The sequence below is a fragment of the Chitinophaga varians genome (assembly GCF_014529945.1).
In the GTDB taxonomy this organism is placed as follows: Bacteria; Bacteroidota; Bacteroidia; order Chitinophagales; family Chitinophagaceae; genus Chitinophaga; species Chitinophaga varians.
The window spans coordinates 296202-315639 of record NZ_JACVFB010000004.1 but is presented as its reverse complement, the minus strand read 5'-3'; the positions used below and the strand labels follow the sequence as shown (position 1 = coordinate 315639).

Sequence of the window (19438 nt, the reverse complement as noted above, 5' to 3'; positions counted from 1 at the left end):
ACATGATCAATGCATTTCAAATAAAAAAACAGCTGTTTATCAACTCTTTTTTCCCGTCCCCCGGAATAGCTTTACATTCATCCGCAAATCACCACGCTTGAAAAGAAAACGCCTTGAAGCTATTATTCACCTGGCCATCTGGGTCAGCGCCTATCTGCTCTTCGCCTTCGTGGCCACTACTGTTGGCGTTTTCAGCAGCAGGGAGCACACGCTCTTTTACCCGCTGACAGTAGGAACACTGATCAATGCCGCTGTATTTTATACTGCGTCGCTGATCATTATCCCCCGGGGCGCAGCGCTGAAAAAAAGAAAGCAGCTGGCGTTACAACTGCTGTTACTTTTTATCGGCACCACCATCCTGAAGTCCGTCATCGATTTCTTCTTTTTTGACAGCATCGTGTCCACGGAAAAAGAGCCTTTTGAAGAACAGATATGGATCAATGCCATCTTCGGCTTTATCCTGATGAGCCTGGCCATGACTTATGGTTTTATACGCATCTGGATACAAAAGGAAGCCCAGCAACAGGTGGTGCAGCAGGAAAAACTGAAGGCTGAACTGAATTTCCTGAAAGCGCAAATCAATCCTCATTTTCTCTTCAACACGCTCAATACTGCCTATGCCAGCGCCACACTGTATGGAGACAACCGGACCGCTGGCATCATCGACAAACTCAGTTATCTGATCCGGTATATGTTATATGAAAGCAATGAGGAGCGGGTATTGCTGGAGCAGGAGATCACGTACATAGAAGATTACATTGAATTGCAACAACACCGTATCGCTGATGAGGTCCGGGCGGATATCCGGTTTCAACACAAGGCCGACAGCCATCATCAGATAGCACCGTTGTTGTTACTCCCCTTTGTGGAAAACGCCTTTAAGCATGGCATCCGGCTGGGAGAACTTTCCTTCATCGACATACAACTAACGGTAGCGGATAATGTTTTATCTTTCTCTGTAAAAAACAGTGCAGGAGGAGCGCCCGCAGCAGCCATGCCGCAGGTGGGCGGCGTAGGACTGGCCAATGTCAGAAAGCGGCTTGCCCTGCTATATCCTTCAGGGCATCAGCTACAGATCCATGACCATCCGCATCATTTTGATGTCCTGCTTGAAATAAATTTAAACAGCCATGAAATGCATAGTGGTGGATGACGAGCCTCTGGCCCTGGCACTAACGCAACGTTATATTGAACAAACGCCGCAGCTGCAGCTGGCCGGCAGCTTTACCAATCCTTTTAAAGCCATGGACTATCTGCTGCGGGAAGAGGTGCAGCTTTTGTTCCTCGACATCCATATGCCGGGATTGTCCGGCATGCACCTGCTGGCATCTCTGCCGGTGCAGCCCATGGTAGTGTTTACCACGGCCTATGCAGAATTTGGCGCAGAAAGTTATGATTATAACGCGGTCGACTATCTGCTGAAACCCATTAACTACCCCCGCTTCCTGAAGGCCGTCAACAAAGCTATCGCCGCCGCCAATGTTAAATCAACAGCTCCCCCTGCAGAGGAAGAGATCGTGATCAAGAGCGGCGCACAGTGGCACCGCGTCCGGATAGACAGCATTCTGTATATCGAAGCTGCCGGCAACTACATGCAGTTTCATCTGTCAGCCAAAAAACTGATGGCCCTGATGAATATGAACGAGCTGATGGAACTATTGCCCACACAGCATTTCATCCGGATACACAAATCATATGTCGTGTCTCTCCGGCATATTACGATGTATGAGAAAAACATGGTGATGCTGCATACGCTGTCATTGCCGATAGGACTTACTTACCGGCAACAGTTCCTGGACAGGCTAAACCGGAAATAGTATAACATCCTAGCAGACAATTCCTTATATTTAACCCCTCATTAATTCTTGTCATCCGCCATGGACCAATATCTGACTGAACTGATCGACCGCATGAATGACACCAGTGACTGGCCATTGCCACCGGGTGTAAGCAGCAGCACCACCATTTCGTGGGCTGCGCTGAGAGAGGCCGAAAAACTCGATAATACTGCCTACATACCTCAGTTGGTAACTTTTATCAACGCAGAGAAAGATGCCAAACGACGGAAGAGCGCTTACTTCACGCTGGCACATATCGGAAAAAATACCAACAACCGGCAAGCGATGGAGTTTCTTATCTCCCGGATAACAAAAGAAAAAGATAAGTACATGCTGTCGTCTATGCTGGAACAGATCGGAGACCTGGAAAAGCCGGCCGGTACCGATCTCACGCCCCTCATCGAGGCGGTGAAAAGCAGTGCCTGGCAAATCAGGCAAAGTGCGATCAAAGCGCTGTCCCGCTCCGCAGAAAAAACAGCGGAAGCAGCGTTGCTGGAAGTGATCAGTACCAGCAAAAATGAATATGACCTGATATATGCCAACATGGCCTTGTCCACCTCCGGCTCACCGGCCAGTCTGCCTTTTCTCATCAAACTACTGGAACATAAAAAACAGGATGTCTCCGGTACGGCGCTGGGCGCCATTCTCAAGCTGGGAGACGCTTCCAATCTTGACCTCTTCCGCGAGCAACTGGAACAGGGAAAAAATAAGTTCACCGCCCTGCATGGTGTTATTAAATACGGCGATGAAAAGGTGGTGCCTGATCTTATCCGACGTGTAAAACAGCTGATCGCCAAACAGCGGGCCATTGAGGCTATCAGCACAGATGGTAAAACAGAAATCATCGTGGCACTGGAATTCCTGGTGCAACACGTTGCCGGTAATCCCGAAATAAAAAAGCTCTACGAGTTGTTGACCGGTAAAAAGTCCGCCCTGCTTTGGGACCGTGAAAAGAAATGGTTACAAACATTCCGCCACTATTTTATTGTGTAGACATTTGTTGTTTGATTATTTGAAGGATGCCCAACATTCTTCAAATAATCATCCGGGTAAAACGTTTTTTCATTCAAAAAAAATTCTTTTTTTGAATTGCTTATTGTATTATTGCTGACAAGAACCAAAATCTGTACACGAAAGCAAGGCACACGCTTCAAGAGCCACCAGCACAACGAAAAATCTGATCGAACCGTATAACAAATAATATTGTAAACCTATTTTACTATCATCCATATTTATAGCACTACATCTGTCGGCACGATAGGAATGATACGCATCTGCTTCATACCCGAAAAGCTATGCTGCCATTGCTTTCCAAACAACTAAAATCCGCCAGCGCACACACTATTATACATATATAATAGCATACCAGCATGCACAAAAAAACATTCCGGTAGTAAAGCGAAATAGACCTATTTCCGCTACTGTACATGTTATCCTGTATATTCAGATCGTTCCCCTCAATCACCAAATTAAATTAACCATGAAAAAAACCCTTCAAACACTCGCCTCTATTGTACTGTCAGCATTACTATTGGCATCATGCAGCAAAAATGCGGACGTACCTGTAGTGCAGGAAAAAAAAGATAATGCAGACAAGGTGTTCTCCTACATTCAACGCCTGGGCTTTTCCAAAAGCGATATCGTTGATAACGGCGACGCATATATCGTCGATGGAGACATCCGTTTTCCGAAAGACATGGAAACTCCTGATGGCAACGTTTCTACCGAACAACAATGGACAGGTAGCAAACTGACCGCAGCCAACGCTTTGAATGTTCGTATCAAAGTGGATCCCAGCATGACTTCGATGATGCCGGAAATCAATTCTGCCATTAACCAGTGGAACACTATTGGTGGTGCTATTGCCTTAAACATCAGCGTCGTTACCGGTACATCCTACGACATCCTCATCAAGGATACCAATCTTGGTGCAGGTATCTGCGGACAGGGTACCTTCCCTTCCGGTGGTAAGGCAGGTAATCTCATTCAGATCAACAAGGCATATATTGCCGGCAACAGTTTTGCCCAACGTCAACGCACGATTACGCATGAAATAGGACATAATATTTCCATCATGCACACCAATCAAACCGGTGGTATGCAAATCCCCGGCACACCTGTTACTGACGCCAATTCTCTGATGAATGCAGGTCAGTGTAATTCAGGCGCTACTGTACTGTCTAACTATGACAAGATAGCCGCACAGTGGTTGTACTAAAGACCTTGTCTGAAAAAGACAAACAACGTTACTAGATCCACAATCTGAAATGATCTGAATATAACAGGTATCCGCTCTGGCTTGCCGGAGCGGATTTTCATTGCCTAAAAAGGCCCGTTCATCCGTAGACAAACGAGCCTTTTCACTGCACAAAGCTATTCTTAGCGCAACGTTATTTTCCTGATCTGATGCAGGAAATCTTCCACGAAGTAGATATTTCCCTGCCGGTCTACTGCCATAGACCCAGCCGATGCCGGTGAAATAAGCGCTTCCTGTAAGGTGCCGTTCTTATTGCCGGTATGCCATGGCTCATAGGTTCCGCCGGAGCCGGTGATGGTGCTAATAGTGCCATCTGCCGGTGAGATACTTCTGATAGAAGCATTGTTACCATCGATCACGTAAATCAATCCGCTCACCGGGTCAAATACCAGCGTACCCGGTCCGTCCAGTTTACCAACGCCACGTGGTCCGTCCACATACCCCGACTGGAAGAACGTACCGGCAAACAGGCCCACCTCACTGGTAACACTGTTGTAGCGGTACACAGCACCTCCGTCGGTATTAGACCAGAACACAGCTCCATTCACGTAAGTGAATGGTGAAGAGAAGCCTCCTCTGGACAGCTGTTTGATCTGCGACCCGTCGGCAGAAATGCGATAGGTACCGTTGTATTCAGAACCGACGTACACATTACCTGACGGATCGACCGTAATATAACGCGGCGGGTTCTCGATACCGGAATAGAAGGTAGTCACCACGCCTGCCTGTGTCACCTTCCTCACACTGTTGTTCCAGCCATCAGCCACATACAGGTTATCGTTGGCATCAAAAGCGAGGCCGCAGATACCATTGAACTGCGCCGCTGCGCCGGTGCCGTTGGTATTACCGGAATTATCGCCGCCTGCGAAGACGGTGCCGCCGGAACCGTCCGGATTAATTCTGTAGATTTTAGTGTTGGCGCTCAGGTACACATACCCTTTGCTGTCGATGGCCATGCCTCGTTGATTAGGTACTACCATCGTTCCACTATAGAACAGGCTCACTCCTGCCCTGCGGAACAGCGGACCTGTGGCCGACAGGCTGCCGGTGGTGATCTGCAGCGTACCCGTAGTAATGCCGTTAGGTATGGTAGCCGTTAACACCGTATCCGATGCGGTATTGATCGTCAGCGCCAGTCCGTTGATGGTCACGTTGTTATTGGCCGCCACCGGATCGAAGCCGGTACCCCTGATTTTGATCACGGTGCCTGGCAGGCCGTTGTCGGGCAGCAGCTGCGATATGCCCAGTGCCTGCACGGTATAACGCGGACCATTTACTTCCTGGCCGTTCACCACCACTTTAAGTGTGCCTGAGGCAGTGCCGGGAGGAACGGTAACGACCAGCTGGCCTTTGGTGGCGCTTAGTATAGTCGTTGCCGTACCATTGATAAATACGGAGTCTTCATCCGTGATATCGCTGAACTCATCGCCCTGAATGGTAACGGTGCTGCCGATAGGACCGCTCAGCGGCGCTACCGTTTTGATAGAAGGCGGCGGTACCTGTGTAAATACAGGGCCGGTGGTTTTCTGCCCGTTCATCGTGAGCGACACGGGGCCGGTTTTCACATTAGCCGGCGCTATCACCACCAGGGAGGTGGCGGTGGCGCTCACCACGGTGGCCACGGCGCCATTAAAGGCCACCTGATTGTTGGTGGCTACCTGGTCGAAACCGGTACCGGTCACTGTCACCTGTGTACCAGCACCACCTTTTGCCGGTTTGATTTGTGTGATAGATTGATAATTGAATTTCGGGCCGGTGGCATGGGTACCGTTCACTTTCACTTCTACCGGGCCTGCGCCGGCATCTGCCGGTACAATGGCTACCAGCAAGGTATCGTTGGAATTGGCAATGATGGCCGTATGCCCGTTGACAGTCACCTCTGCAGGACCGTCCGTAGCGGTAAAGCCAGCACCGGAAATGTAGATATTCGTTCCGGCGGGACCGTTAGCCGGGGTAATGTTATGCACACTCAGCGCCTGATAGGTATAGGTGCCGCCCTGTATGGTACGGTCACCGTTCTTCACAGTCAGCGGACCGGTAGTGCCTTTATCAGGAGCCTGTACTACCAGCACGGAATCATTGGCACTCATCACGCGGGCGGCGGCTCCGTTGAAAGCCACCTCATTGGACTCCAGCGTACGGCTGAAACCTGTTCCCCGTATAGTCACCACCGTACCCGGATTACCACTGCCCGGCATAAAGCCGGCAACCGTCAGTGGCGTCTCTACCTCCTTGTGGTCTTTTTTGCAGGCGGCCAGCATGATGGCGGTGCCTACTAAAAAATATATAAAATGTTTCATCACGTTTAATTTGATATGGATTTACCTAAAATGAATACCTCATCCCTAACTGCAGCTGGTAGCGGGAGTTAAAGAAATCAACCGCATAAGGTTTTCCCGGATCTGCAAACATGTACACCGGATAATTTTCCTTGCTCTGACGGCCAGGATAAAAAGGTGTCAGTCCCACGCTGGCCGTTGAGTTGAAAGTATTGGGAGAGAAATACACCCTGCCCCAGTCTTTATTCAGCAGATTGGTGAGGTTCATCACATCCAGCGTAAAGGTCAGGAAGCTGCTGCCCGGGCGGTCGGAGAAATGATACTCCTGCCCGAAGTGGAAGTCAGCCTGTGTGTTCCATGGGGTGCGGCCGGCATTCCTTTCGGTGAAATTACCCCGGCGGCTACGCAGGTAAGCATTCCCGTCCACATAGCGGTTAAAGGCTTCTGCCTGCGCTGCAGCGGTTACGGCATTACCACCGGCATCTGTATAGTCCTGGAAATAACGGGCCGCTTCTGCTGCCTGTGGAATATATACCAGGCTCACCTGCTGCGGCAGCCCCTGGATACTGTTGTTCACAATACCATAAGTAAACGGAGAACCGGATTGGGCGCTCACAAACAAGGAAAAAGTGCTGGTCCATTTTTTATCCCATGCCTTGCGGTAATCTACGTGCACCACTATACGATGACGGATATCGAAGTTGGAATAAGCCAGGTCCGGATTATTGGGATGTAACGCCTGGTTCAGCTGCCAGTTGCTCTCCATGGAGTTACGGATACCGTTGGACACGTCTTTTGATTCACCATAGGTATAAGACGCCCCGGCATTTAAGCCGAATGCGTAATTCCTGTTGATACTACCGGTGAGGCTGTAACGGTAACCTTTATTGGTATTGCTCAATTCATAAGCATTGGAAAAACGGGGATCCACACTACCAGCAAATACAGGCTGTGATTGATGCACATCATATCCATCATAACGTGGGTCGTCTTTGATATTCACTTGTCTGAACATCACATCTTTCAGGCTTCTGGTATAGATGCCTTCTATAGTAAACCTGTATCCTGACAGCGTAGTGTAATCGGCCGCCAGACTGGTACGCAGCACTTTCGGCATCACGAAATTATTATCCACCACGTCCACCTGCGTTTTACCGGTATTCTTGTTATTCAATACAGCGCCGTTTTGTTCGATGAATCCACCGATACCATTACTACCTCCTTTCAGCGGATCAGTGCCTTTTACAAAAGCCTGCTGATCTGCTTTCTGATCGAAGGCGCCGTAAGTGTCGCCATTATTATAGTAAGCATATGCCAGCCAGGCCAGCGGAATTCTGCCGGTGAACATACCGATACCACCCCGGAGAATCAGGCGTTGGTTGCCCATCCAGTCGTACCGGAAACCCAGGCGCGGAGAGATCTGTACCTTGTTGAAATAATGATTGGTGATCTGATTCAACGGTGTATAATAGTAGGTAGTGCCCAGAAAGCCGTCCTGAATGGCGGTTTGGGTTTTATCACTTAGGATGGGTTTTTCGGGCAACAACGTATAGTCGGCCCTGATACCCGGTGTGATTTTCAGTTTGTCTGTCAGCTGAATTTCATCCTGCGCATAGGCGCTTAACATATCGAGGTTGAAGGACTGTGGATGGTCCATGATGTAACCTCTGCTATTGTCCGTATAGTTGTAGCTGCCTCTTACCCGCCACGGATTATTTTGGAGATAGTCATCTATGCTGAGATAATCCACCCGGCCGTTCCAGCTGTTTACGAAGCCGTAGTTGATATGATACAGTTCATTGTGCGTACCAAACAGGAAAGTATGTTTTCCTTTATAGAGCGTCACGTTGTCGGTGATTTCCCAGGTACGTTGCTGCATGTTAAAGATAGCTGCCTCCCTGTCTGTTCCCAGGTAGATGGTAGTACCTGGTGTGCGGCCCATGATCTGCACCTGCGGCAAGGCAGGATCGGATTGCGGATCACGTTTATCCTTTACCGATGTGAAACCGACGATCAGGCTGTTGGCCAGTTGGGGACTGAAGCGGGACTTCAGTTCCGCCACGGTGGACGTCTGATTGTTGGTCTGTTTGTAAGCCATGCTGGTAAAGCGGAAATCGGCCTGGTCACGGTCCATCATCATTGCCTCCGAGAAGATGGTGTTATTGCGGATAGACAGCTGATGTTTATCGTTGATGTTCCAGTCGAGGCGATTGAAAAATTTCCGGGAGTTGCTGTTGGCGCTGAATGCGCCGCCGGTGCCGGGATCAAACGCATGGCCATAGCGCTGCAGCGTAGCGTTGCGGATATCCTGTTCGTCTTTCACACTGAGTATCTGCGCTGTTTCTGGCTGGCCGGCCAGCAGCTGCGCAGGGTCACGGCGACCGGTAAATTCTTCATTGGTAAAAAAGAACAGTTTGTCTTTGATGATGGGAAAGCCCAGTCGTATGCCGATTTGGTAATCGTAGAAGTCACTGTTCATTTTACCGAGGGAACCGGCTTTGTCTTTGCCGGTGATAGCGGCGTTGCGGCCGAAAGCATAGACGGAACCGGTGAAGGTGTTGGTACCGCTGCGGGTAACCGCGTTGATGCTGCCGCCTGTGAAGTTACCGATCTTCACGTCGAACGGGGCCAGGTATACCTGCATGTCCTCAATAGCGTCCATAGACACCGGATTGGTGTGCGTGCTGGCGCCGGGCATACCGGAAGTGCCGGTGATACCGCCGGTAGAGGGACTGAAGCCTATTGCGTCATTGTTGACAGCGCCATCGAGGGTAACGTTATTATAGCGGAAGTTCGTACCACCGAAAGAGTTATCTTTCGATGCCTGCGGCACCAGTCGCGTCATATCCTGTATGCTGCGGTTGATGGTGGGCATATTTTTCAGCTGCGAGCTGCTGATGTTCTGGCCGGCGCCATAGGTATTGGCTTTGGCTACTTTACTGCCTTTCACCACTACTTCCGACAGTTGTTTCTGTTTGTCTTCCAGTACTAGTTCCAGCTGCAAAGGTTCTCCCAGTCTGATCTGCAAGCCTTCTCTCGTCTGTGTTCCCATGCCCATCATGGAAGCCTGCACGGTATAAGGTCCGCCGATACGAAGGCCCGCCAGGTGGTAACGGCCGTCGTTGCCGGCCACGGTACCGTAACGTGTGCCCGTAGGCGTATGTATGGCCTGTACGGTTACACCGGGAACAGGCTGTCCCTTCCCATCCAGCACGCGCCCGTCGAGCCGTCCGCTGGTTTCCTGCGCCCGCAGGTGAGTGACTATCAGCACACACAGCAGGCTTAATAGTATATATAATTTTTTCATTTTCGGATCATTTTAAGTAACGCATCAGAAGTTTTCTGTCAGTACCTGATCGATGATATGCAATACCCCGTTGTTGGTCAGCACGTTGGATTTCACCATCTGCGCCGGTTGCCGGTTACCAGCCCCCTGAACGGTAATACTATAGTCGTTGCCGTTATTTTGCAGATTCACGGTAGTGGTACTGTTGTTCAGCATATTCTGCTGCGTCTGGTTGCTGTTGTCTGTTGTTAACACGTAATCATACACGAAGCGGCGGGTGGCCAGCATATGGAACTGAAGCAGGTTGCGTAACAGCGCAGGGTCAGTTTGCACGATACTGTCGGTAGTAGGAAAACCGGCAGCGATGAAAGCGCTGTTATTGGGGGCGAAGATGGTGAGCGGACCATCGCCTTTCAGCAGGTCTTTCAGCCCTGCGCGTTGCAGCGCGGCATTGAAATAGGTCAGCGTTGGCTCTGCTGCCACCGCGTCGCTCAGTTTATCCTGCACCAGCGGATTCAGGACCGTATTGATCACCTGTATCAGCCCATTGCCGGCCGGCATATTGAGCGCCGTTACGCGGGTACCGTTTACGACGATGACGGTGTCTGTTCCATGTACCCAGTGGGTAACAAACAATGGTGCGCCACTGGCGGTGGTCACCGGCTGGTTAAACCGGAACGGCAGTTTATCCAGCTGCCATTGCCCCGGCAGCGTGTGATACTTCACCATGTTCATCAGCACCGCTCCTTTTTCCTTCGCCACATCTCCGGTGGAATTATACCCGGATTTCTGGAAGGCATTGTCATCGGGTATCAGCACGGTATAAGGTCCTTTCTCCCGGAAGGTAGCGCCATAGTTGGTAACAGTCAGCGCTGTATTGAAAAAGGAAAAATTGAATTTGTTGTCCTCGATCACATAGAGGATATTATTGTTGTCTTTATCGGGCGCAGACAGGTCGTCGTCTTTCTTACAGGAAAAAAAGGTGGCTGTCATCAACCCAAACAATATATATTTCTTCATCTTATTAAATGTTTTGGATGAACCTTATGGCATAAACAGACCATCGTCTATCACGTGAATAACCCCGTTGCGGAACAGCAGATCAGTGGTCACCAGTTTACGGGCAGGCAGCGGGGTATTGAACTGCTTCACCAGGATACTGCCGGCGTTGTTGGTGAAGGCAAGCCGGATAAATTGCGGTCCTTCGTGATAGGTTGCTCCCGGCCTGATCTGAAAGCCCGACAGCATGGCATTGTCCGTCAGGTCATTGGAGAACAGCACCAGCGGATAGGTGGGTTTCATCGCCGCATTAAAATCCAGATGGTTGACCGACAGTACGGAGTCCAGGGAAGTGGTAGGGCTCACGTAATACATGTTATCATCATAGTAGGAATATCCTACCTCATAACGCAGCGCCCGTTGCCGCAGGTCATCTACCGTATTAAATCCGGACTGCTGAAAGGCGCGGTTGGTAGGCGCAAACAGCGTGAACGATTTATTCTCCGAGGTGGTCATCAGCAGTTTCGTTATCTGGGGCTGCTTCCATGCCGACTGATAAATGCTGTCGCTGATGCGGAATGCTTCCATCAGGTAGCTGAACTCAGGTTTGCTCAGGAGATAGTCGTACATATCCTGCTCCGGTTTGTTCAGCACGGCGTCCAGCACGTAAATGGTGCCGTTGATGGCTTCCAGCGGTTTCAGCGTATAGGGCTTCCCGTTGATCATCAGCTTACCATCATGATAGCCCAGGTATTGCGCATAGATATAAGGATCGTTACTGTAGAAACCCGGCAGGTCCGTCCGACGCAGCAGCGAACGCATATTGTTGCTGCCGGTCAGCTTTTTCAGCTGGTCGCCGGATATCCAGCTGTCGAGCACATGATAAAACAACAGCGTGTCCAGATCTGCCACCGGCATATCGTTTATTTTATCCACCGTGATGCCGGCTTTGGCGAAGCTTTCATCCGTAGGGGCCAGCAGCGTATAAGCCTGCAGAGCGCCATCCGTAATAACAGAATCCATGTTCACTTTTTTCCAGATAGCCTTGTAAACAGTGAGATTGGTGCTGTCCAGCAGCTCACGGATTTTACGGGTGGGACCGGCATATTCCAGCGGCTTGCCTAACGGTGCCACCTGCGCGTCTTCCAACCGGCAGGCGGAGAGAAACAACAGGAACAACGCAAACGTATATATGAAATATTGTCTCTTCATCATTTCCGGTTTTATTTGATTAAAAGTGAGTCCGGGTACAACAGGATATTATTGATACGGTTAACTACCCCGTTGGTGCCCATGATGTCCTGCCCTTTTGCACCGTCCGCAATGGTGGTACCGCCGGGACTATGATAGTTCCATTTTGCTCCCGGTGGCGCATACACGTTAAAGCCACCGTAGGGATTGGGATTGATGGCATATCCATCTCCCAGATCGATGCGGGCGCTGCTGGCACCTGTCACCAGCAGATCACTCATCAGGATATGGTGTGGCTTTAACCCCAGCGTATACACGGTAAAAGCGAGAGGTTTGTAGCGGCTCAGGTCTATCCTGGCGATGCTGTCGGGCGTGAGCTGATAGTTACGGAAAGCATCATTCACCGGCGCATACACGGTAAAAGGGCCTGCTGTTTTCAGGGCGTCCCACTGATTGGTTTTCTTCAGCAACGCCACAAAGATGGACAGTGTCGTATCGGCGGCCAGTAGCTCCTGTGTGTTTTGCGCTATATACTTGGGCACGGCTTTCAGCAGGTGTATCACCCCATTTTTCATGGCCAGGTTACGTTTGCCCGCATCATACACCATGCTGCCGTTGAAAGCGGTGGGAAACGCGTCCGCGTTGGCGCCTATCATGCCCACAGAGATGTAGGAAGACATACCACCGAGGCAGGTATAACGGTTATCCAGCTGAGTAGGGATAACGGAGGTATATATACGCTCCGGCAGCAGCAGGTTTTTCAGCGCGGTGCGGAGGCTGTCCTTATTCAACCGGCTGAAATCATCGGCCTTGTAGATGCCGATATTATTAAAAGCTTTGTTGTCCGGCGCCCAGATGGTGAAAGGGCCTGCTGCGTTCAGGCTGTCCAGCAGCGCGGTTTGCTGCAAGGCAGCAGACAACAGGCTCAGGTCGTAGTTGTTGTGTATAAAGTCACCTATCGTGCGGATGTCGGACGTACGTTCGTCACCGGTAACATCTATTTTTTTACAGGCCGTTACCAGCAGCATCAACAGGGAAATATAAGCGAGGAAGTATCTTTTCATGATTCGTTTATTTATAGACAGGCGGATCATAACGGCGTTGCAGCGTGGTGATGTACATATTGCCATTTACATATTCCACTGTGTTGACGGTAGCAAATGACCGCGGGTTATAGATACCGGAGTAAACAGAAATGACCATACCGGTGCGTACATCGCCGCCGAGATTAAACACGGCTATCGGTGCTTCGGGTCCTAATGCAAAGGAGGTATAGTTGCCTTTACTGTCATCTGACTGCTCGCCCTGGTCGGGAGGTGTGCCGGGACTGAGGATATTGAACATCTGCCCTGACGTACCGGCGTAAATATGACTGGCGGTAGAATCGGGGAACAGCGGAAACTGGCCATAGGGGCGCACCGCAGGGTCCTGTGAGCGGGTCATGCCGGTCATAAACGCATTGGTATATCCTTTGATCTTCTGCCTGTCTTTTCCATAGAGCGAATAGAAGATGTTCATGGTGTCTCTGATACAGGTGTTTTTACTGTTATCGTCGAACACAAACGTCTGCGCATAGCCTTCTGAGCTCAGGTTATAAAAATTGGTATATACCAGTGAATCCGATAAAGGTATTTTGGTAAATATTTCCTTGCGGAGATAGAGCCCGATCTTCCGGGTGTATACGGACTTCTCCAGTATGTTCATGGTGTAGATCTCGCCTTGTTCAAGGTTGATGGTAGTATCTACCAATATTCCTTTTCTGGCGCTGACCGGCAGTGAGTAAAACGGATCGTTGCTGCGTGGCCGTGATACGAACATAAACCGGTGCGTACCGCTTTTCACCATTCCGTAACCGGAAAGATCATAACCATTTACGATAGGCCCTACGGGGATTTTCGCTGTGCCGGGGAATTCTTTCTGCCACAGGGCGGTATTGCCTGCATCCGGGTAAGGTCTTGCCAGCGGCCCTCTGGTAGCCATAAAATCGAAGGTAAGGTCCGCGCTCACCGGTATACCGGAAGCGTCCAGCACCGGGTCTATCAGCATAGTGAGGAACGGCGGTGGCGCATCTTTGTTATCAATGGTGACGTTGTAAGTCAGACAGTTGAATACCCGGAGATAGGCCGGTGAACTGACGTCCGGGAAATCCGTCTTACGGCAGCCCGTTGCCAGTATCGCCACCAACGCGATCAGTCCTCCTAAAAAATGAATTTTGTTTTTATATACCTGCTTCATGGATCATTATTGGTTATGCTTGATGATAATCATTCTGGCAGCGGCTTCACCGGCATTTTTCGGATGCAGGCTGCCTGTCAGCGCCACCGTATACACACCCGTTTCATAGGCTGGCAGGGCGCCGGCATATAATTCCGGGCGGGCGATGAAGTCTGTTCCCGACAGCTGCGGAATTTCCTGTATCCAGTCGCCCGGCAATATGCCCGGCTGGGAAGCGTATGCGCCCAGCTTTTGTATGCCGGCCAAAGGATTGAAAAAGATATAAGGCTGGTCTGTTACGATCCGTCCTCTGGTGATATGCTGACTGCTGCTGCCTCTGAAACTCAGGAAGTCGTTCAACAGCTTGCCGTTGGCCTCTGTAAACGTTACTTCGGGCACATCGGTGGAGAGGTTCAGGAAACGGACTTTAAACGGCATCGAGTAAGAGAACTGGTCGTTACTACCATCGTCACCTTTGGGGTTGGTGCTGAGATAAAAATTGCCACTGAGGTTATTGGCCACCAGCTTCAGCACCGGCTGGCCGTTCTCTCCGGGATATACCCAGGCGGTATAGTTATCGCTGCCTTGTATGGTCAGGGACTGTTCTGCGAGTTTCTTACCGCTCGCATCTGTGACTTGTATGGTGTGTGTGCCGTTGACCAGCGTTTTATAGACAGTAGCCTTAGCAAAAGTCAAAGCGCCTTCCTGCAATGGTTTATTGTCCGCACTAACGGACACGGATACGCCGGGCATGACACTCACCGCCTGTAAACGGCCATAGGTAATATTCAGCGCCTCCTTGTTATCTGCAATGATGCGGTAGCTGTTGATGCCTGCCGGAGAAGCGGAACTGCTGCCTGCATCGAGGGAGCTGAAGCTCATACTGGCGCATACCATGATGGTGTACACGCCGCCGGGCTGGAAAGTACGTATAGGCGCATACGTGAGGCGTGTGTCCACGACCGGGTTGTTGCCGGTGGTCATGGTGCCGGTATTTCTATTGACTAAACTCAGCAGCTCCTCCGCATTCACCCGCACGCCTGGCAGCAGTCTGCCATCGTTGGTCATCACTTTAAACTGATAGGTGCCATAAGGCAGTTCTATGTAATCGGAATATTTTCCGGATGCTACATTATTGGTGGCAGCGCTCACTTTTGTTCCGTCTGCCAACACGAGTGACATATCTCCTTCAAGAGACGCTGCATCGGGCGCAGAGCTGAGATTCAGCAGGCGTATCCTGAAATGTTCCGGATTGGCCGGCGGAGAGATAGAACGTGGAATGGCAAACAGGGAGTCGTCACCCAGCAGGGTGGTGCCGCCATGCGGTCCGTACAGCACATTATAGAAATCAGTCGGGTTGTTCACCTCTTCATGGATATCAAATTCCTTGGGATAGACCAGCTCTTTATGGCCGTATATCATACTACCGATTTTGATATGTGCGTTACCGTTCTGATTGATAAAACGCTGCGGGATGGCATAACTCGCGCCCATTCGGCCGTTCTGAAAATAGGGCGTAGGCCGTGCGTCCAGGTAATACCCTTCAATATTCGGCGGCACGAAACTGGTCAACGGCGTGTCGTTGATGATTAACTCGGTGGCTGTCCGCCCCATGTTCATCAGCCGCACGGTAGATGCCGTCAGCGGCGGCTGTTGCGGTAGTTCCTGAAACAGGTAATCCGCTTTGTCTTTCTTACAGGCCCATAGTCCGGCAAGAAGGCATGTCAGGAAAAAATATTTTACTGCTTGCATTATCTTCATTTTGCGGTCATTCCCTTTAGAAAATATTATAATTCAGCCCCAGCATGAACTCCGTACCTCTGTAGTAACTGCGACGGATATACGTGTTACCGTAGTACTTTCCACCGGTACCGGGATTGGCATATACTTCCCTCCAGGCAGGATTGAGGATATTTTTAGCGTATCCTTTCAGCTGTAATCTTTTGGTGAGATATTGACTGAAAACAAAATCCAGTACGGGAGCGGGTCTGCTATACAGGTCGGGCTCACCGGTCAGGTTGATCTGTATCAGCCGTTCTCCCACTTCATTGAAAGTAAGGGTGAGGTCTGTGCGGGTACGCGGGTTATTATAGTTCAGATAAGCGTTGATGGAATAAGGCGCCTGTTCAAACAGCGGACTGTTGGAAGGCGAGCGGCGATCGACGATCCTGGAATCGTTTAGCCGTTCAGGTGATTTTTTAATTTCACTCTGTGCCAGCAGCAGATTGGAGCCCAGATTAAAATTCCGGAGCGGGTACCACCATCTGCCAAGGTTTTTCACTACTTCCAGCTCGATACCATATACCTGTCCGCGGTTGGGGTCATTCTCAAAGCGGATAGCCGGAAACTCCGGGAAACGTGCGTCCAGTCCTGCGGAGTTCTGGGTATACACTTTCGTCAGCTGGTGGTCTATCTGTTTGTAAAAGGCAGAAGCGGCGATCACTTCACCGGGATGCGGGAACCATTCCCAACGGAAATCGTAGTTGGTGGTGGACTGGTTCACCAGTTTGGGATTGCCCACTACCAGTGCAAACTGGAACGGGTCAAACTCAAACACATTAGTGATTTCACGCAGCTCTGGCCTTGCCAGCGTAGTGCTGTACCCTAAGCGGAAATTCATGTTTTCCTGCAGGGTGTAGGTAAGGTTCAGGGAATAATAGGGCTTGTAATCGGTTTTATAGATAGAATATGGTTGCGTAAATACCAGCTTCACGGTCTGACCATCTTTGTTGGGCGTGGTCAGCGCAGGATCGAGGAAAACACCTGCTGTGTCCACCGCTGTGCGGATGTCGGTCAACTCAAAACGGGCGCCGCCTGTCAACCGCAGATTGTCCGTCAGGTGGAGATCGAGCATACCGTAGAAGGCACGTGTTTCAAAAGAACCTTTGTAGTTGTTGGGAGATTTCTGTGCGTTGTACAGGAAACCGCCAACAGCCGGCTGTCCTTCACCGACAGGACCGTTTGGTTGTTTGATGCCGATCTGGTCGTATCCCACGAGGTGGTCCAGGTTACCATGCACGGTATACAGCGCCTGGTTGCCGGTAGACGAGAAGTTGGAGCCTGGCAGTGACAGCACGTTCTCTGTGAATTTGCGGTCGCGGAACAGGTAGTTGACACCCGTTTTAAACTCCTGCCGTTTGCCGAGCAGGCGGAAAGGCAGCGTCAGATCGGCTTTATAGTTATAGTTCGTTTCCTTCAGGCTGCGATAACGGCGGCCATTAGGGTCGGCCTGAATAATACCGTAGGGACCGTAGCCATTTACATAACCGGACACCAATGAATAATATACCGGTGTACCGGTAACGCCGGTAGAATTAGGCAGGCTGCCGGGCACACTGATAGCACCACCGCCAACAGGCGTGTATGCTGCGAGGTTAACGAAGCGGTAGTCCGGATCGTCCTGGCTGGAAGTAGAAGTGGCAAAGTTGTAACTCAACCGGGGTGCGTATTCGCCTGCTGTCAGTTTATGTTCTCCCTGTAGGTTAAAGGTATTGAGGGTACGGTAGCTGCGCTTCAGCGAATACACAATATTGCTGACATCTCCTGACAAACCGGTGTACTCATAGGCGCCATACAAATTGGTAGCCTGTACTTCCGCTCCCCTGCTGCCCATGTACTGCATACTGATCTCATGGCGGGGATTAAAACGGTAAGTGAGGCCTCCCAGAAATCCATAGTTGAGTGTGGAGGTACCGGTATTTTCTTTGTAGGAGATATACTTCCCGAGGTTGATGTTATTAGGCGTGATATAATTAGGAATGATGCGGGTACTGTTTACCTGATTATTACCGGTGAGCACACCCTGATAGATGCTCCATTGCGTAAGGTCTCCGCCGTGGATGTCTGTTGCCCGCTGATAGTAGTTCACCCCGGCGATCACGCCCAGCTTATGTTTGCGAAAAACGTTAAAGCTGTTGCCGTAGGTCACGGAGTATATCTGGTTCATTTTCGCCGGAGCATAACGGGTAGTAAGTACCGGGTCGAAGCCGTGCATGATGTTGTTGATGCGGTTCACTTCCTGTTTTATCTGCGGGTCGTTGCCGCTGTTGGCGATCATTGACTGCACCTGCGCGAAGCCGCCGGGATATTGGCTTCCGAGCGCAATGAAGTCTTTGGACAGACCGGCCTGTTTCACTTTCTGCCCCCAGAAACCGGGATCAGCATTGTTGAAGCTGTTGATTTTCCCGCCCAGTCCGATGTTGGAGTTGAAACCGGTTTGCGCGATAATGCTCAGCACCGCCGTATCCGGCACAGAGCGGGTTTTCAGTTCGATGATACCCGCTGCTGCATCTGCCGGTTTATCGGGCGTATAGGTTTTATAGATGGTGATATTATCGAGCAGGGCTGCCGGCACGAGGTCCAGCGGAATAGCGCTACGGTCAGGATCGGAAGAAGCGAGGCGCACACCGTTCAGTTGTCCGATCACACTTCTGTCGCCCAGCCCGCGGATCGCCACATATTTATCATCCGTAATAGTCACCCCGGACACGCGTTGCAGCGCCTGGGTGGTGGTGATGCTCGCTGTCTTTTCGATGTTTGCCGCAGAGATAGCGTCCTGCACGACGGCAGAAGCTTTTCTTTCGGCGAGGACAGAAGCTTCCGTATTGGTTTTACGGCGGGCCTGTACCTGTACTTCATTGAGCTGGGTACGGCCAGGTTTCATGGCAATCTGCAGGGAGGTAGTGCCTGCCGCTACTTTCAGCTCCTGTTGCTGGTAGCCTATATAGGAGATCACCAGTACAGCGCCTTCTTCCGGGATGCTGATGCTGAAATGACCGGAGCCGTCGGTGATCACGCCGGTGCTCTGGCCTTTGATGCGGATACCAACGCCTGGCAGTGGCGTACCATTGTTTTTATCCGTTACGATACCTTTCACCGGCGGAGGAATGGCGCTCAGGGGCACGACTGTAATTTTATTGTCGCTATATACCTGCGCCGCCAGTCCCGCCGGGGCAAGCAGTTTGTCCAGGATCTCCAGCAGTGGTGCATCGTCGGTATGGATAGATACGCGTTGGGCGTTATCCACTTTTTCATCATTAAAATAGATCCTTATACCAGATCTGGCAGACAGCTGTTCCAGCGCTGTCCGGAGCGGCGTCTTCCTGAAATCGGCCGAGAGGCGTACCCGTTCCACGGACTGCCCCTTAGTGCTTACACTGGCCATCAGGTTGGTCGTAACGATGGAAGCCACCATTACATAAAAGGAGATACGCATAACCCATTTAAAATAAGCGCAGGGTTTCCCCAGGAAAAAATTCATACTTTTACCTTGTTAATTAGTTAATCCTTCGGGTTAGTTAATGACAGCGACGCGATGATGCGGTTTCTCAGGCCTGGTATCATCAGCATCGCACCTTAAACCGGGTACGCTTGC

12 protein-coding genes are annotated in these 19438 nt (G+C 50.7%); 4 read left to right on the top strand and 8 right to left on the bottom strand.

The window, feature by feature from the left end; all coding sequences use genetic code 11:
- The first annotated feature begins 97 nt into the window (after positions 1-97).
- The 4 genes from ICL55_RS21495 (at position 98) to ICL55_RS21480 (ending at position 4056) form a co-directional block, all read left to right on the top strand.
- On the top strand, positions 98-1153 hold the full coding sequence (locus ICL55_RS21495; RefSeq protein ID WP_188101194.1) for a sensor histidine kinase: 1056 nt from the start codon (positions 98-100) through the stop codon (positions 1151-1153).
- Positions 1131-1817 (top strand): LytR/AlgR family response regulator transcription factor, encoded by a 687-nt coding sequence (locus ICL55_RS21490; protein ID WP_188101192.1) that lies wholly within the window; start codon positions 1131-1133, stop codon positions 1815-1817. The genes ICL55_RS21495 and ICL55_RS21490 overlap by 23 nt, the downstream gene beginning before the upstream one ends.
- A 60-nt stretch (positions 1818-1877) precedes the next feature.
- Positions 1878-2831, top strand: a complete 954-nt coding sequence (locus ICL55_RS21485) for a HEAT repeat domain-containing protein (RefSeq protein WP_188101190.1) — start codon at positions 1878-1880, stop codon at positions 2829-2831.
- A 487-nt stretch (positions 2832-3318) separates the two neighbouring features.
- Positions 3319-4056: a M57 family metalloprotease gene (locus ICL55_RS21480; protein WP_188101188.1), complete on the top strand. Its 738-nt coding sequence runs from the start codon at positions 3319-3321 to the stop codon at positions 4054-4056.
- A gap of 161 nt (positions 4057-4217) precedes the next feature.
- Here the strand turns inward: ICL55_RS21480 and ICL55_RS21475 are convergent, their stop codons facing one another.
- Genes ICL55_RS21475 through ICL55_RS21440 form a run of 8 tightly spaced genes read right to left on the bottom strand, consistent with a single transcriptional unit; the run spans position 4218 to position 19324 of the window.
- A complete protein-coding gene (locus ICL55_RS21475) occupies positions 4218-6395 on the bottom strand; it encodes an IPT/TIG domain-containing protein (RefSeq protein ID WP_188101186.1) in 2178 nt (725 codons plus the stop codon).
- Between the two features lie 25 nt (positions 6396-6420).
- Positions 6421-9681 carry a TonB-dependent receptor gene (locus tag ICL55_RS21470; protein ID WP_188101184.1) on the bottom strand — a complete coding sequence of 1087 codons (3261 nt, stop codon included), beginning with the start codon at positions 9679-9681 and terminating at the stop codon, positions 6421-6423.
- Positions 9682-9705: 24 nt separating this feature from the next.
- Positions 9706-10680 carry a fasciclin domain-containing protein gene (locus ICL55_RS21465; protein WP_188101182.1) on the bottom strand — a complete coding sequence of 325 codons (975 nt, stop codon included), beginning with the start codon at positions 10678-10680 and terminating at the stop codon, positions 9706-9708.
- Positions 10681-10704: 24 nt separating this feature from the next.
- Positions 10705-11871: a fasciclin domain-containing protein gene (locus ICL55_RS21460; protein WP_188101180.1), complete on the bottom strand. Its 1167-nt coding sequence runs from the start codon at positions 11869-11871 to the stop codon at positions 10705-10707.
- An 11-nt stretch (positions 11872-11882) separates the two neighbouring features.
- Complete coding sequence (locus tag ICL55_RS21455) at positions 11883-12914, bottom strand: fasciclin domain-containing protein (protein ID WP_188101178.1); 1032 nt, start codon at positions 12912-12914, stop codon at positions 11883-11885.
- A gap of 7 nt (positions 12915-12921) precedes the next feature.
- The gene (locus tag ICL55_RS21450) at positions 12922-14085 is read right to left on the bottom strand and encodes a hypothetical protein (protein ID WP_188101176.1); all 1164 of its coding nucleotides are present in this window, start codon (positions 14083-14085) and stop codon (positions 12922-12924) included.
- A gap of 6 nt (positions 14086-14091) precedes the next feature.
- A complete protein-coding gene (locus tag ICL55_RS21445; protein WP_188101174.1) occupies positions 14092-15816 on the bottom strand; it encodes a DUF4397 domain-containing protein in 1725 nt (574 codons plus the stop codon).
- 25 nt (positions 15817-15841) lie between these two features.
- A complete protein-coding gene (locus ICL55_RS21440; RefSeq protein WP_223151537.1) occupies positions 15842-19324 on the bottom strand; it encodes a TonB-dependent receptor in 3483 nt (1160 codons plus the stop codon).
- Positions 19325-19438 lie beyond the last annotated feature (114 nt).

Excerpts from the sequence above, each read along its gene's own strand:
- ICL55_RS21490 (WP_188101192.1), top strand. The coding sequence starts at position 1,131 with ATGAAATGCATAGTGGTGGATGACGAGCCTCTGGCCCTGGCACTAACG.
- ICL55_RS21485 (WP_188101190.1), top strand. The coding sequence starts at position 1,878 with ATGGACCAATATCTGACTGAACTGATCGACCGCATGAATGACACCAGT.
- ICL55_RS21480 (WP_188101188.1), top strand. The coding sequence starts at position 3,319 with ATGAAAAAAACCCTTCAAACACTCGCCTCTATTGTACTGTCAGCATTA.
- ICL55_RS21475 (WP_188101186.1), bottom strand. The coding sequence starts at position 6,395 with ATGAAACATTTTATATATTTTTTAGTAGGCACCGCCATCATGCTGGCC.
- ICL55_RS21470 (WP_188101184.1), bottom strand. The coding sequence starts at position 9,681 with ATGAAAAAATTATATATACTATTAAGCCTGCTGTGTGTGCTGATAGTC.
- ICL55_RS21465 (WP_188101182.1), bottom strand. The coding sequence starts at position 10,680 with ATGAAGAAATATATATTGTTTGGGTTGATGACAGCCACCTTTTTTTCC.
- ICL55_RS21460 (WP_188101180.1), bottom strand. The coding sequence starts at position 11,871 with ATGAAGAGACAATATTTCATATATACGTTTGCGTTGTTCCTGTTGTTT.
- ICL55_RS21455 (WP_188101178.1), bottom strand. The coding sequence starts at position 12,914 with ATGAAAAGATACTTCCTCGCTTATATTTCCCTGTTGATGCTGCTGGTA.
- ICL55_RS21450 (WP_188101176.1), bottom strand. The coding sequence starts at position 14,085 with ATGAAGCAGGTATATAAAAACAAAATTCATTTTTTAGGAGGACTGATC.
- ICL55_RS21445 (WP_188101174.1), bottom strand. The coding sequence starts at position 15,816 with ATGCAAGCAGTAAAATATTTTTTCCTGACATGCCTTCTTGCCGGACTA.
- ICL55_RS21440 (WP_223151537.1), bottom strand. The coding sequence starts at position 19,324 with ATGAATTTTTTCCTGGGGAAACCCTGCGCTTATTTTAAATGGGTTATG.